Origin of the sequence: Enterococcus caccae ATCC BAA-1240, assembly GCF_000407145.1 — a bacterium.
GTDB classification, from domain to species: domain Bacteria; phylum Bacillota; class Bacilli; order Lactobacillales; family Enterococcaceae; genus Enterococcus_L; species Enterococcus_L caccae.
This window is the reverse complement of the sequence record NZ_KE136472.1, coordinates 983,011-998,025: the sequence shown is the minus strand read 5'-3', so window position 1 is coordinate 998,025 and position 15,015 is coordinate 983,011. Positions and strand designations below refer to the sequence as shown.

11 protein-coding genes are annotated in these 15,015 nt (G+C 37.0%); 1 reads left to right on the top strand and 10 read right to left on the bottom strand.

The features are described from left to right. Positions 1–23 precede the first annotated feature (23 nt). The 4 genes from pflB to I580_RS04425 all read right to left on the bottom strand — a co-directional run bounded on the left by pflB (position 24) and on the right by I580_RS04425 (position 7,668). Positions 24–2,270, bottom strand: a complete 2,247-nt coding sequence (gene pflB, locus I580_RS04440) for a formate C-acetyltransferase (protein WP_010772502.1) — start codon at positions 2,268–2,270, stop codon at positions 24–26. A 277-nt stretch (positions 2,271–2,547) separates the two neighbouring features. Beyond that, a complete protein-coding gene (gene parC / locus I580_RS04435; RefSeq protein ID WP_010772503.1) occupies positions 2,548–5,028 on the bottom strand; it encodes a DNA topoisomerase IV subunit A in 2,481 nt (826 codons plus the stop codon). 12 nt (positions 5,029–5,040) lie between these two features. Beyond that, positions 5,041–7,119 (bottom strand): DNA topoisomerase IV subunit B, encoded by a 2,079-nt coding sequence (parE, locus tag I580_RS04430; protein WP_010772504.1) that lies wholly within the window; start codon positions 7,117–7,119, stop codon positions 5,041–5,043. A gap of 123 nt (positions 7,120–7,242) precedes the next feature. Next, positions 7,243–7,668 (bottom strand): CoA-binding protein, encoded by a 426-nt coding sequence (locus I580_RS04425; RefSeq protein WP_010772505.1) that lies wholly within the window; start codon positions 7,666–7,668, stop codon positions 7,243–7,245. 116 nt (positions 7,669–7,784) lie between these two features. On the opposite strand from I580_RS04425, the gene plsY reads away from it, so the two are divergent. After that, complete coding sequence (plsY, locus tag I580_RS04420) at positions 7,785–8,411, top strand: glycerol-3-phosphate 1-O-acyltransferase PlsY (RefSeq protein ID WP_010772506.1); 627 nt, start codon at positions 7,785–7,787, stop codon at positions 8,409–8,411. Between the two features lie 65 nt (positions 8,412–8,476). Here plsY and I580_RS04415 read toward each other — a convergent pair whose 3' ends face one another. The 6 genes from I580_RS04415 to trmFO all read right to left on the bottom strand — a co-directional run bounded on the left by I580_RS04415 (position 8,477) and on the right by trmFO (position 14,965). Continuing rightward, entirely contained in the window at positions 8,477–9,352 is an 876-nt protein-coding gene (locus I580_RS04415; protein ID WP_010772507.1) for an aldose 1-epimerase family protein, read from the bottom strand. Positions 9,353–9,364: 12 nt separating this feature from the next. After that, positions 9,365–10,156: a GTP-sensing pleiotropic transcriptional regulator CodY gene (gene codY, locus I580_RS04410; protein ID WP_010772508.1), complete on the bottom strand. Its 792-nt coding sequence runs from the start codon at positions 10,154–10,156 to the stop codon at positions 9,365–9,367. Positions 10,157–10,402: 246 nt separating this feature from the next. Next, entirely contained in the window at positions 10,403–11,806 is a 1,404-nt protein-coding gene (hslU, locus tag I580_RS04405) for an ATP-dependent protease ATPase subunit HslU (RefSeq protein ID WP_010772509.1), read from the bottom strand. Positions 11,807–11,821: 15 nt separating this feature from the next. After that, positions 11,822–12,370 (bottom strand): HslVU peptidase proteolytic subunit, encoded by a 549-nt coding sequence (hslV, locus tag I580_RS04400; protein WP_010772510.1) that lies wholly within the window; start codon positions 12,368–12,370, stop codon positions 11,822–11,824. A gap of 145 nt (positions 12,371–12,515) precedes the next feature. Next, the gene (gene xerC / locus I580_RS04395) at positions 12,516–13,415 is read right to left on the bottom strand and encodes a tyrosine recombinase XerC (RefSeq protein ID WP_010772511.1); all 900 of its coding nucleotides are present in this window, start codon (positions 13,413–13,415) and stop codon (positions 12,516–12,518) included. Positions 13,416–13,639: 224 nt separating this feature from the next. Further along, complete coding sequence (trmFO, locus tag I580_RS04390; RefSeq protein WP_010772512.1) at positions 13,640–14,965, bottom strand: FADH(2)-oxidizing methylenetetrahydrofolate--tRNA-(uracil(54)-C(5))-methyltransferase TrmFO; 1,326 nt, start codon at positions 14,963–14,965, stop codon at positions 13,640–13,642. Positions 14,966–15,015: the final 50 nt, after the last annotated feature.

The window sequence follows — 15,015 nt, the reverse complement described above, 5'->3', positions numbered from 1 at the left end:
TCAACCCTTCAGTTGTTTGTTTATTATAGTCTGTCGTGTGAAGTTCTTGAGATAACGTCTGCTTGTTGCTCAGGAGTTAAATCACGGAATTTCACGGCATATCCAGATACACGGATTGTTAAGTTAGGGTATTTTTCTGGATGAGCTTGTGCATCTAATAATAATTCGTTTGTGAACACGTTAACGTTCAAGTGGTAACCACCTTTATCAAAGTAGCCATCCATTACGTTACGTAAGTTGTCGATTCTTGTATCATCATCTTTACCTAAACCATTAGGGTTGATTGTTTGTGTATTAGAGATTCCATCTAATGCACTTGTATATTCTAATCTAGCTGTTGAGTTAAGTGATGCTAAAAGACCATTTTTCTCACCTAAGAATTTACCATCTTGATAACTTGGGTTAGCACCTGGTGCTAATGGTTTACCCGCACGACGTCCGTCTGGTGTATTACCAGTTGCTTTACCATAAACAACGTTTGAAGTGATTGTTAATAATGATGTTGTAGGTTTCGCATTACGGTATGTGTGTTGACGTCTGATTTGAGTCATGAAGTACTCAAGGATCCAGTTAGCCATTGCATCTGCTTCTTCATTGTCGTTACCATAAGTTGGGAACTCATTTTGAGGAACATAGTCAATTGCTAAACCATCTTCGTCACGGATAACTTGTACATTACCATGTTTGATTGCCATTACTGAGTCAGCAGCATGTGAAATCCCTGCAATACCAGTAGCAAATGTACGTTGTAAGTTACTTTCCATGAAGGCCAATTGAGCTGCTTCATAAGAATATTTATCATGCATATAGTGGATAACGTTTAAAGTATTTACATACAATTCAGCTAACCAGTCCATGATGTCTTTATAACGATCGATGAATTCATTGTAGTCCAATGTATCTCCAGTCATAGGACGGAATTTAGGTGCTACTTGCATCTTCGTTTTTTCGTCTACTCCACCGTTGATTGCATAAAGAACAGCTTTTGCTAAGTTCGCACGAGCACCGAAGAATTGCATATCTTTACCCATAACTGTTGCAGATACACAACATGCAATTGCACAGTCATCTGATCCCCAGTTAGCACGTAATAAGTCGTCATTTTCAAATTGGATAGATGAACTTTGTTTCGCGATTTTAGAAGCAAATGTTCTGAATCCAACTGGTAAATGTGAAGAATATAACACAGTTAAGTTTGGTTCTGGAGACGGTCCCATGTTTGTTAATGTGTGTAAGATACGGAAATCGCTCTTAGTCACTAATGAACGGCCATCTAAGCCCATACCAGCGATCGATAATGTCGCCCAAATTGGATAACCTGAGAATAATTGGTTATATTCTGGTGTACGAGCGAATTTAACCATACGTAATTTCATGATCAAGTGGTCAATCATTTCTTGTGCTTCAAATTCAGTGATCAATCCAGCTTCTAAATCACGTTGAATATAGATATCTAAGAATGCTGAAATACGTCCGATAGACATTGCTGCACCGTTTTGTGATTTGATTGCACCTAGGTAACCGAAGTATAACCATTGGATCGCTTCTTTTGCATTTTCAGCTGGTTTAGAAATATCAAAACCGTATGTTGAAGCCATTTCTTTAAGATCAGCCATTGCTCTGATTTGTTCAGAGATTTCTTCTCTTAAACGAATAACATCGTCTGTCATTACTTTGTTACCAGTGTTGCTTAAATCTTTTTTCTTCTCGGCGATCAAGAAGTCCATTCCGTATAATGCAATACGACGGTAGTCACCGATGATACGGCCACGACCATAAGCATCTGGAAGACCTGTGATGATTTTATTTTTACGAGCAGCTCTCATCTCTGGTGTATAAGCATCGAAAACACCTTGGTTATGTGTCTTTCTCCACTCAGTAAAGATTTTAGACATATCGGCGTCTACTTCGTAACCATTTGAAGTTAGAGAATTATTTGCCATATTGATACCACCAAATGGCATGAATGCTTGTTTCAATGGCACATCTGTTTGTAAACCAACGATTGTTTCTTCTTCTTTAATCAAATATCCAGGTTCATGAGATGTAATTGTTGCAGGAATGTTGTTGTCCATATCATAGACACCATTTTTTTCGTGTTGTACTTCAAATAATTCCTGTAATTTTGTCCATAATTTGTCTGTGCTTGGCGCGATTGGTTCTAGGAATGAATCATCACCTGTGTATTCAGTGTAGTTTCTTTGAATAAAATCACGTGTGTCTACTGATTTTTTCCATTTGTCGCCTTTAAAGCCTTTCCATTGCTCCATTGTGGGCCTCCTTAGTATGCTGAAATCTATTGTAACAGCTTTATGTGATTAGTATAACACACGATTGTTTTTATGCAAGTATTTCTTTACTATATTTTGAACTTATTCCTGATTTTTTAGATAAAATGCGCTATAAAAGCTTTTAAACAAGCGTTTCGTGTTTGTGATTTGATTAACTAATTTGTTTTTAATGAATTTTTGAAGTAAGAAATCTGTTATAAAAAAACGTCCTTCTGTACTAGTACAGAAGGACGTTTTTGTTAATTCTATAGAACAGCTAGTTGGTTTCATTCATCTGTTCGTCTGTTTTTTGTTCTAATTCTGCTGTATGCATTTCATGAACTTCTAAAATTTCACCGTCTTGTTTTTCATCAAGCATAAATGAGCCGTTAGATGTTCGATCATTGATTGGATATTTCTCAGAATCAAGAGTATATTGTTTATCATTTTGCGTAGTAACTAATAACTCTAGTGGGCTGCTCTCGGACATAAATGTCACTCGATGAGGATTCTTCTTCAACTCTCTAAGAACCATTAAACCACGTTTGGCTCGCCCTAATTGAGGCAACTCTTGGGCAAGCATTCTTTTAATGCTTCCACGTTGTGTCAAGATGACAATCGGTGTATCCCCATCCTCGTGCACAAGTAGCCCGTTAACAACGTAATCTTGTTCTTTTAAGTTCATTGCTTTCACACCAGCTGCTTTTGCACCGACTACTGGTACTTCATCTAAAGGATAACGCAACCCAAAGCCACGGTGACTGACTAAGAAGACGTCTAAGGTCTTTTGTTCATTAGTTAAATAGACATTTACGATCTCATCTGTCTCAGATTTAAGTTTCATACAATTTGTCGGACGACTCTTATAGGTTCTCCAAGGCTCGAAATCAGCCATTTTTGTTTGTTTGATCATTCCTTCTTTGGTCATGAAAACAAATGTTTTGGTTGGTGACAGTTCTTTATAGGTATAAACAGCAATAATCGATTCATCAACTGATAAATTCAGTATAGCTTGTGAAATATGTTCACCAATTTCTTTCCATCTTAAATCAGGTAGTTCGTGGATTGGGCGATAAATCACATTTGCTTTATTGGTGATCAATAAGATGTGATCCAACGTATTGACCTCACCCGTATATAGAAGGAAGTCCCCTTCTTTCATTCCAACTTCTTCAGGTTTCGACGCACTATAAGAACGCAAACTACTGCGCTTGATGTACCCTTCGTGAGTAACCGTCACAATGACATCTTCTTGGGCTACTAAAACCTTGGTATCGATTTTAATTTCTTGAATTTCGTCTTCTATTTGAGTTAAGCGTGGATTGCCATATTGTTTTTTGACTTCACGTAATTCTTTTTTCATTACATTGAATAATTCTTTTTCATCACTTAGAATTTTTGTCAACTCAGTAACAAGCTGGTTTAACTCTTCCGCTTCTTTTTCAAGTTGCGTAATATCTGTATTAGTTAAACGGTACAATTGTAACGTCACAATCGCTTCTGCTTGTTCTTCAGTAAAGGCATAGGCTTTAACTAAATTCATTTTAGCATCTTTTTTATCTTTACTACCACGGATCGTTTCGATCACTTTATCTAAGATCGATAAGGCTTTGATTAGACCAGCAACGATATGCTGACGTTTTTTAGCCTTATTCAATTCATATTGACTGCGATTAGTAATTACTTGTTTACGGTGCGCAATATAACTATCTAAAATACGTTTTAGACCGACTTGTTGAGGTGTCATATTATCGATTGCTACCATGTTGAAGTTATAGTTGATTTGCAATTCAGTATTTTTGAAAAGATAATTTAGAATACCTTCAGCATTCGTATCTTTCTTTAATTCAATAGCGATTTGCAGCCCTGTACGGTCACTTTCATCGCGGACTTCAGCGATACCATCGATTTTTTTGTTTAATCGAACCTCGTCCATCTTTTTCACTAATGTCGCTTTATTGACCTCATAAGGAATCTCAGTGACAACGATTTGTTGTTTGCCTCCTTTTAGAGGTTCAATTCTTGTTTTAGAACGAAGAATTACTTTTCCACGACCTGTTTCATAGGCCTTCTTGATTTCTTCTTTTCCTTGCAGGATACCACCTGTCGGGAAATCTGGTCCTGGAATAAACTCCATCAGTTTATCTAATGTTGCATTTGGATGGTCAATCAAATAAATTGTACCGTCAATAATTTCCGCTAAATTGTGCGTAGGAATTTCTGTCGCATAACCTGCTGAAATCCCTGTCGAACCATTCACAAGTAAGTTAGGATATTTTGCAGGTAAAACAGTCGGTTCTTTTTCGGTATCATCAAAGTTCCAAACGAAATCGACTGTTTCTTTTTCGATATCTTTTAAAAGTTCTCCGCTTAATTCAGACAAACGAGCCTCGGTATAACGCATAGCAGCAGGAGGATCACCGTCCATACTTCCGTTATTTCCGTGCATTTCAATCAATACTTCACGAAGCTTCCAGTCTTGACTTAAACGTACCATTGCTTCATAAATACTGCTGTCACCGTGGGGATGATAATTCCCCATGATATTTCCGACAGATTTTGCGGATTTTCTAAAACTTTTTTCAAAGGTATTTCCGTCTTTGTTCATGGAGAATAAAATTCTACGTTGTACAGGTTTTAACCCGTCACGAATATCAGGTAGGGCCCGTTCTTGAATGATATATTTGGAATATCTTCCAAAACGATCGCCCATTACTTCTTCAAGCGTTAATTCTTGAATATCTTGGCGTTTTTCCAAATTTGTCACTCCCTACTCTAAATCGAATAAACTGATTTCTTCTGCCGCTTCGGCCTCTGTATTTTTACGTTCAGTTTCTTCTTTTTTTTCTTCATCTAGTACTTCATTTGAAATGGATGGGGAAATCTCTGTTTCGCCATCTTTTCTATCTAAAATGCTGCCATCTTCTTCTAAAGTAAATTGTACATGGCGCTCGATCCATTTTCTTCTTGGTTCGACTTTATCGCCCATAAGAGTCGTTACACGACGTTCTGCTTGTGCAGCATCATCTATTCTTACACGGATCAAAGTACGTGTCTCAGGGTCCATTGTGGTCTCCCACAGCTGATCTGCATTCATCTCCCCAAGACCTTTGTATCGTTGTAGCATATAACCTTTACCGACTTGTTCTGTTACGTTAGATAATTCTTCGTCTGTCCAAGCATATTCAGTTACTGCCTTTTTACCGATCCCTTTTGATACTTTATATAGAGGTGGCAGAGCAATATAGATTTTTCCAGCTTCAATCAATGGTTTCATGTAACGATAAAAGAAGGTCAATAATAACACTTGGATATGTGCACCATCGGTATCCGCATCGGTCATGATGATAACTTTATCATAATTACAGTCTTCAATTGAAAATTCTGGCCCAACACCTGCTCCAATTGTATAAATCATTGTGTTGATTTCTTCATTTTTCAAAATATCCTGCATTTTTGCTTTTTCAGTATTTAACACTTTTCCTCGTAAAGGTAAAATCGCTTGAAATTTTCTGTCGCGTCCTTGTTTAGCTGAACCGCCGGCAGAATCCCCCTCGACAAGGTATAATTCATTTCGTTTAGGATTACGCGATTGGGCTGGTGTTAGTTTACCAGATAAAAGAGACTCCCCTTTTTTTCGTTTTTTCCCATTGCGGCTTTCTTCACGGGCTTTACGAGCGGCTTCGCGCGCTTCACGAGCTTTGATTGCTTTACGAATCAATTGTTGACTCATCTCACTATTTTCTTGTAAGTAAAAGCCCATTTGCTCTCCCACTATGTTATCTACTGCATTACGAGCGGCTGGAGTACCAAGTTTTTCTTTCGTTTGGCCTTCAAATTGCAATAAGTTTTCTGGAACACGAATCGACAAGACAGCTGCTAATCCTTCGCGGAAATCACTACCTTCAAGATTTTTATCTTTTTCTTTTAATAAACCGACTTTACGCGCATATTCATTATAGGCTTTTGTCATAGAAGACTTCATACCTACTTCATGTGTACCGCCATCTTTAGTTCGTACATTGTTTACAAAAGAAAGAACATTTTCTGAATAACCATCATTGTATTGATAAGAAAGTTCTACTTCAATACCATCTTTTTCACCAGAGAAATAGACGACTGGCGTTAATGTATCCTTTTCTTCGTTCAGATAGGCAACAAATTCTTTGATTCCTTCATCATAATGAAAAATTTCTTCTTTGGGTTCTTCCCCTCTGAAATCTGCTAAAGAAATTTTGACTCCTTTTAATAGAAAAGCGGACTCTCTCAAACGCTCTGCTAATGTATCATATGAAAAATGAATGGTAGAAAAAATAGTATCATCTGGTAGAAAAATTACAGAAGTACCATTCTTTTTCGTTGTTTTTCCAACTTTTTTCAGTGTTCCAACTGGTTTGCCGCCATTTTCAAAACGTTCCATATATTCAATGCCATCACGAACGATTCGAACTTCCAGCCAACTAGATAGTGCATTAACAACACTGGCTCCTACCCCATGTAAGCCACCTGAAGTTTTGTATCCACCTTGGCCAAACTTTCCGCCGGCATGAAGCACTGTGAAAATCACTTCTACAGTGGGAATGCCAGATGCATGCATTCCCACGGGCATTCCACGACCTGAGTCAGTTATCTTAATACTATTATCCTTTTGAATCGTCACGCTGATTTCATTTCCGTACCCAGACAATGCTTCATCGACTGCGTTATCAACGATTTCATAGACTAAATGATGTAATCCGCGGCTGTCTGTGGAGCCGATATACATTCCTGGTCTTTTTCTTACCGCTTCCAATCCTTCTAAGACCTGGATGGAGGCGTCATTGTATTCATTGTTTACTTTTTTCGCCAAAGAAAAAACTCCTTATACTTGAATTATAGGGCTTTTCGCCACATCATTACAATAATACTCTAAAAGCTCTCAAAAAAAAAGAGCTTTCCTATTCGGTAACTCTTTCTTAAAATTATTTTGCATCTATTTCGGCATTTTTGCTAATTCAATTTTAATGCAACGATTCATTATAATAGCATTTCTTCCTGCGTTTTTCAACAATTCTGCAGCTTCTTGACTTTCCAGCCCTAATTGAGCCCAGAAAACTTTTGCATTTGTTTCCAAAAAATCATGAGCAACCTCTGGTAAAAATTCGCTTCGACGGAAAATATCTACAATATCGATTTGTCCAGGGACATCTTGTAATGTTTCGTAAACTTTTTCACCTAAGATTGTTTGGCCAGCTAATACGGGATTTACAGGAATGATTTTGTACCCATATTCTTGTAATAGTTTGGCTATTTTATAGCTTGTCCGGTCTTCTTTCGCGCTCAAACCAACGACTGCAATCCTTTCTGCTTGTTTTAAGTAGTCAAAAATTTCTTCTTGTGATGGGTTTTCGATAGGCATTTTGTTCATCCTCTCTCATTTCTCTTATTTTCATTATACAACGAATATTTAATTATTGTTAGCTGTTTCTATTCATGATAAAATAAATGCTAGTTTGAACAGAAAGAGGTTGCGCAATGAAATTTTTCGTGCTATTGATTATCGCCTATTTATTAGGGTCCATTCCTTCAGGTGTTTGGGTGGGGAAACTGTTTTTCAAAAAAGATCTGCGTCAATTTGGTAGCGGTAATACAGGAACGACAAATACGTTTAGAGTGTTGGGGAAAAAAGCGGGTATAACGGTGTTGTTAATGGATATTTTAAAAGGTACATTAGCGACTAGTTTACCATTATTATTTTCTTTAGATGTCAATCCGTTAGTATTTGGTGTTGCTGCTGTTTTAGGTCATACATTTCCAGTGTTTGCAAATTTTAAAGGAGGAAAAGCTGTTGCGACAAGTGCAGGGATGATTTTGGCTTACAACCCAGCGTTTTTTGTTTATTCTGCCTTAATTTTTATTATTACGTTATACATTACCAGCATGGTAAGTTTGACCAGTATGATCAGTGCTGTCTTGATTACTCTTTCAACCATTATTTTACCATTTGCTATTCCCGGTATTTTACCTCAATTTGACTGGTTGTTGACATTGATCGCGATTGCTCTGACGATTTTTATTTTCATTCGCCATAAGGAGAATATTCAACGCATCAAAGATGGAACTGAAAGTCGCGTTCCTTTTGGATTAGGGTCAAAAAAATAAAATGAAGAGTTAAAAAAACGAAGACGTGAAGTCACACAGCTTCATATCTTCGTTTTTATTTGGACTTATCTTGCTGTAAGTGTGTACTGTGTTTTAAAGATAGCTGATGCAGCTATCTTATTAATGCCTTTTTTCTCAACAAGATTTCCTGTGGCGTTTACGTCGTCAGCTATACCGCACCATGGTTCGATACAGACGAATGGTGCCTCTTTAGGATATGGAGACCAAATCCCTACATAAGGCATATCAGTATAGCTTAAACTGATACTGTGTTCGCCTTCATCCGTTTCAATTTTAAAGGTATTTGCTCCTTTAGTTTCAAAAATAATAGCATCCTCTGCAAATAATCCCCGACGAATATCAAGGCTAGTATTGGTTTGGCCTAATGTTTTATGTTCGAAATCTGCAAATGGTCCTGCTAAAGGAATTTGAGTACGAGATTTTTTTGGTGAAAAACTTAAATAGTAATCATTGAAAGTCAAACCTTGTTCTAAAGGAACATTAAATGCTGGATGTCCACCAATTGAAAAATACATATCATTTTTCCCCGTATTTTCAACTTGGTATCGAACGACTAAGTTATCTTCTTCTAACATATAGGATAGAATCAATTCAAAATCAAAAGGATAAACTTTTTTCGTTTCATCACTACTTTTCAATGATAATGAAACTAGTTCAGCACCATGTTCGACCACTTCAAAGAGACTATCTCGAGCAAAGCCATGTTGGCCCATTGGATATGTTTGGTTTTGGTAGGTATAACAATCATTTTTTAAGCGACCCACTACAGGAAAAAGAACTGGTGCATGACGTCCCCAAAAGGCAGGATCTCCTTGCCAAATGTATTCAATAGTGCTTTTTTTTGATTTTAAGCTGATTAATTCAGCACCATCTTCTGCGATTGTTGCAATCAGAAATTCATTTTCGATTTGTACAGTCATGTCCACTGCCTCCTACTTATTGTCTTTGTCCAATTCTTTGATAAATTGCTTATTCAAGACTTTTAGGTAGGTACCTTTCATTCCTAAAGATCTTGATTCAATGATACCAGCAGATTCTAATTTTCTTAAAGCATTCACAATTACTGAACGAGTTATGCCAATCTCATCGGCAATACTAGAAGCTGTCAATCTACCTTCTTCTCCATCCAGAGCTTTGAAAATTGCTTGTACTGCTTTTAATTCACTGTAAGACAATGTATTGATTGCCATTTGTACGGCCGTTGCACTACGAACACTGGCTTCGATATTTCTTGATTGTTGATATAAAATCTGCATTCCAACAACTGTAGCGCTGTATTCTGCTAAAACTAAGTCTTCCTCATCAAAAGATTGTTCTACTCTAGCTAAAATAATTGTTCCTAAACGCTCACCAGCACCAAACATAGGCACAATCGTTGTTAATCCAAAAGGATATTTTTCACGTAGTTCAACAGGAAATGCTGTTAAATCACTGGTAATCGAAATGTTTGCTTCAGTTTTTATTAAATTGTCCGCAGCATCTGTGTAACTTTGCGGGAAACGTTTTTCTTCAAACATATGTTTTACACGTGCATTATTAACATCCAACTTTTCGTTATACCCCAACAAAACACCTTTGTTGCTAATAATATACGCATTACTCTCTAAAACATCCCCTAAAATCACTGCCATTTTATCATAAGGCAAGTCGGCTTTTTGATCAAACGTATTTTTCTGTTGCAAAAGCTTATTGATTTGACGAGTTTTTTCTAATAAAGTAGTCATTTTTACTCCTCCTAATTTAAAAGCTACGCAGGCTTGCCTGCTCGGACAAGAAAACAGGACAACTGGAGAATGGCTTTTTTTGCCACGCTGCATTTTTATCTGTTTTCCGAGGAGCAAACCCGCGAGGTTGGATAACATAAAAGCTGAAAGAGTTTGTTCAGCCTTGAAGCTAGATGGAACAAGTTAATTAATCTTGTGAAAAAATCGAACATCGTCCTTGTGTCACTTATAATTTTCCTAATACTATTACAGAATATAGCGGCTTAAATCTTCATTTTGAACGATACTGTTTAGTTTTTCATTGACATAGGCTTCAGTAATCGTTATTTCTCCCATTTGCATGTCTGGTGCTTCAAATAATAAATCTTCTAAAAGACGCTCTAAAATCGTATGCAGACGACGGGCGCCTATGTTATCTGTGTCTCGATTGACATCAAATGCAATGTTGGCAATACGTTCAATGGCTTCTTTTGTAAATATTACGTTGACGTTTTCTGTACCAATCAAAGCAATATATTGCTTGATCAATGCATTGTTGGGTTCAGTTAAAATTCGAACAAAATCTTCCGCTGTCAAATCATCTAGCTCCACACGAATCGGGAAACGACCTTGCAATTCAGGAATCAAATCACTTGGTTTGGATAGATGGAAGGCACCCGATGCGACAAATAAAATATGATCTGTTTGAATCGGTCCGTATTTTGTATTGACTTGCGAGCCTTCTACGATTGGCAAAATATCACGTTGTACACCTTCACGAGAAACTTCTCCTGAATTTTGTTGACTTTTTGAAGTGATCTTATCAAATTCGTCAATAAAAATAATCCCACTGCTTTCTGCTAGACGAATCGCTTCACTATGAATATCGGCATCTTTAACGATTTTGGCAGATTCTTCTTTTACCAACAATTCTTGGGCTTCTTTGACAGTGACTGTCCGCTCAACTTTTTTCTTAGGTGATAGTGCTCCTAACGTTTCATTTAAGTCGATCCCCATTTGTTCCATACCAGTATTCATTGCAGGCATTGTTTTTTTAGGCTCCTCTATTTCAATCGTCACTTCACGATTGTTCAAGATTCCTTTTTCAAGTTGCTCCAAGATTGTTTTTCGATTGACTTTGATTTCTTCAGTGATTTCCTCTTGTGTATCTTGAGGTTGTTGCGCATTGTTAAACATTTGCATCATTTGCTCAAATTGGTTGTTGGTTGTTTGCTTTTGTTCTTTTTTGATACCAGGTACAAGTACTTTTACCAAACGATTATTTGCTTTTTTTAAAGCTTGAGAGTAGACACGACTGTATTGTTGTTTTTCAACGATCTGAATGGCATTTTCAACTAGATCTCGAACCATTGATTCGACATCGCGCCCTACATACCCTACTTCTGTAAATTTAGTTGCTTCAACTTTGATAAACGGAGCATTGACGATTTTTGCCAAACGTCTAGCAATTTCCGTTTTACCAACACCCGTTGGTCCAATCATCAGCATATTTTTCGGGGTAACATCTTGTTGCATTTTTTCATCTAGCTGCAAGCGACGATATCTATTTCTTAACGCAACGGCTACTGATTTTTTAGCAGTTTCTTGTCCAATTATATATTCATCTAATTCTTTAACGATTTCTCTTGGTGTTTTGTTTAATTCGTTCAAGGCCGTTTCCTCCACTTATAATTCTTCTACAATAATATTGTGATTTGTAAAAACGCAGATATCTGCTGCAATATTCAGCGCATTTTTCGCAATATCTTTAGCAGACATTTCTTTGTCTCCATAATGTTTCATCGCTCGAGCTGCAGATAAAGCAAAATTACCACCAGAACCAATCGCTAAAATTCCATCATCTGGTGTAATGACTTCTCCTGTTCCAGAGACTAGTAACATTTCTTTTGAATTCATCACGATCAGCATGGCTTCTAATTTTTGCATAGATTGTTGTGTGCGCCATTCTTGTGCTAATTCAACAGCAGCTCGAGTTAAGTTACCGTTATACTCATTTAATTTTCCTTCAAACTTTTCTTCTAGTGTAAACGCATCTGCAACACTTCCTGCAAATCCGACAACTACTTCATCATTATAAATTCTACGAACTTTTTTTGCGGTCCCTTTCATGACCACTGATTCGCCCATCGTCACTTGACCGTCACCAGCCATTGCGAATTTACCGTCTTTTTCAACAGCACAAATCGTTGTTGAATGAAATTGTGATTCGACCATTATAATTCCTCCTAATTTAAAAGCTGTGCAAACTAGCTCAATCTTAACAAAAAATAGGAAAACATGAAGGAGGCATCACTAGCCGCAAACAGGTTTTATCTTCTGCAGAGAGGCTAGCCTGTATAGCTAGCTGAACGTCCATCTATTACGCACGAGGATGGAATGTTCGATAATTTTTTTGTAAACTTTCTTTTGTTACATGAGCATAAATTTGTGTAGTAGATAAATCAGAGTGTCCTAATAATTCTTGAACAGTCCGCATATCAGCACCATTATTCAACAAATGTGTTGCAAACGTATGGCGTAACATGTGTGGGTGGATATCGCTATTCAATGTACTTTTTTTAATTAGTTGATTTAAAATATATTCAATTCCTGTTGGCGTAATCTGCTCACCATGATGGTTAACAAAGACAAATGCATGCTCACGGTGATATTTATTCATCAAAACTGCTCGTCCATTTTCTAGATATTCTTTGAGTGCATCTTGTGCAAAGGAGCCAAAAGGTACATAGCGATCCTTATTGCCTTTTCCGTGAATCAACAATACATTTGTAGAAAAATCAATTGCCTGTACTGTTAAATTGGAACATTCACTTACTCGAATCCCAGTCCCATACAGCGTTTCAAGTAGTGCTTGATTTCTTAAATCTAGAGGGGCGGAACCTTTAGCGCTATCAAATAGCGCATCCATCTCCTTTTCATAAAAGAATCGCGGGAGTCGGAGTTGTTTTTTTTTCATGTGTACGTATGAAAAAGGGTTCTCTTTTATTACTTCATTTTTAAGTAAAAATTGATAGAAAGATCGCAAACTGGCAATTTTTCTGCTGATAGAATTTCGACTATAATTTTTATCGTAAAGAAAACTTAAGTAAGTACGAATATCTAAATGATCGACACTTAAATAATCAGCTTCTCCTGAATTCTTTAAAAAATCAAAAAAGTTAAGAATATCTTCTTCATAAGCAATTTTGGTTTTTTCAGAATAGCCGCGTTCAACGATCAGATAGTTTAAAAACAATTCTGACCAGTTTTTTTCTTGCATATAGGCTTCCTCCAATAAATTACAAAGTAACTTTAGCATAACCATTTTGAAAAAACAAACGAATTGTCAGAATTTAATCAATATTTTCAAATTTGGTAACAATTTATTCATATTTCCCTTCAAATGCTCATAAATTATAAGTGTAATTTAATTTTTTTGTTTGTTGTCACTTAAAAACAGAAACCCAAAACAAACAATTTGGGTAGTTTGTTTTGGGTTTCTGTTTATTTTGCCTGTACTTCAAGATTCATTTCTTTTGTTACTTTAGCTAATGTAGTCAGCGCTCTGTCTGCGATCGCCTCATAGCGTTCCTTTTTATCGCGGATTCTTTCTGGTAATTCAGGAAAAAGTCCGAAATTAGCGTTCATTGGTTGGAAATGTTTTCCTTCGGCATGCGTAATATAATACGCCATGCTTCCTAATGTTGTTTCTCTTGGGAAGACAACAAGCTCCTCTTCTTTTGCTAGTCGTGCCGCGTTAATACCAGCTAATAACCCACTAGCCGCACTTTCTACATATCCTTCAACACCAGTCATTTGTCCAGCAAAAAATAAGTTTTCGCGTTTTTGAGACTGATAGGTTGGTTTTAATAATTCAGGAGAGTTCATAAAACTGTTACGATGCATAACACCATAACGGACAAACTCAGCATTTTCTAAACCAGGAATCATTTGGAACACACGTTTTTGTTCCCCCCATTTTAAATGAGTTTGGAAACCAACAAGATTGTACAAGGAAGCAGCTGCGTTATCTTGTCGTAATTGAATAACCGCATATGGACGTTTACCTGTTTTAGGATCTTCTAGCCCGACAGGTTTTAAAGGACCAAATAACATTGTTTTAATGCCACGCTTAGCCATTACTTCGATCGGCATGCAACCTTCAAAGAATTTTTCTTTTTCAAATGTTTTTAAGGGTACGACTTCAGCAGAAATCAAGGCTTCATAAAATGCATTGAACTCTTCTTCTGTCATTGGGCAGTTTAAGTAAGCTGCTTCGCCTTTATTGTAGCGAGATTTCAAATAAACTTTATCCATATCGATAGTTGCTTTATCAACGATTGGAGCAGCTGCATCATAAAAATAAAACCCCTCAGAACCATTAAACTCTTTAATCTGATCTGCTAAAGCTTCGGAAGTCAAAGGACCTGTTGCTACAATGACAATGCCATCTGGTATTTCTGTGATTTCTTCGTTCTTTACAGTAATTAGAGGATGCGTTCTAATTTTATCTGTGATTTCTTTTGAGAAAGTATCTCGATCTACAGCTAATGCGCCACCAGCGGGAACAGCTGTTTTGTCAGCACTATTAATAATAATCGAGTCTAAACGACGCATTTCTTCTTTTAGAACACCTACTGCATTCGTTAAGTTATTCCCTCTTAAAGAGTTTGAACAAACCAACTCAGCAAAGTTTTCCGTTTGATGTGCGGGTGTATTTTTTACAGGGCGCATTTCATAAAGTGTTACAGCTACGCCTGCTTGTGCGACTTGCCAAGCGGCTTCGCTGCCGGCTAAGCCGGCTCCAATAACTGTTACTGAAGTAGACATACATTTCCTCTTTTCTTCAAAAAGCCACGGGTTTTATCCGTAGGCTCTTA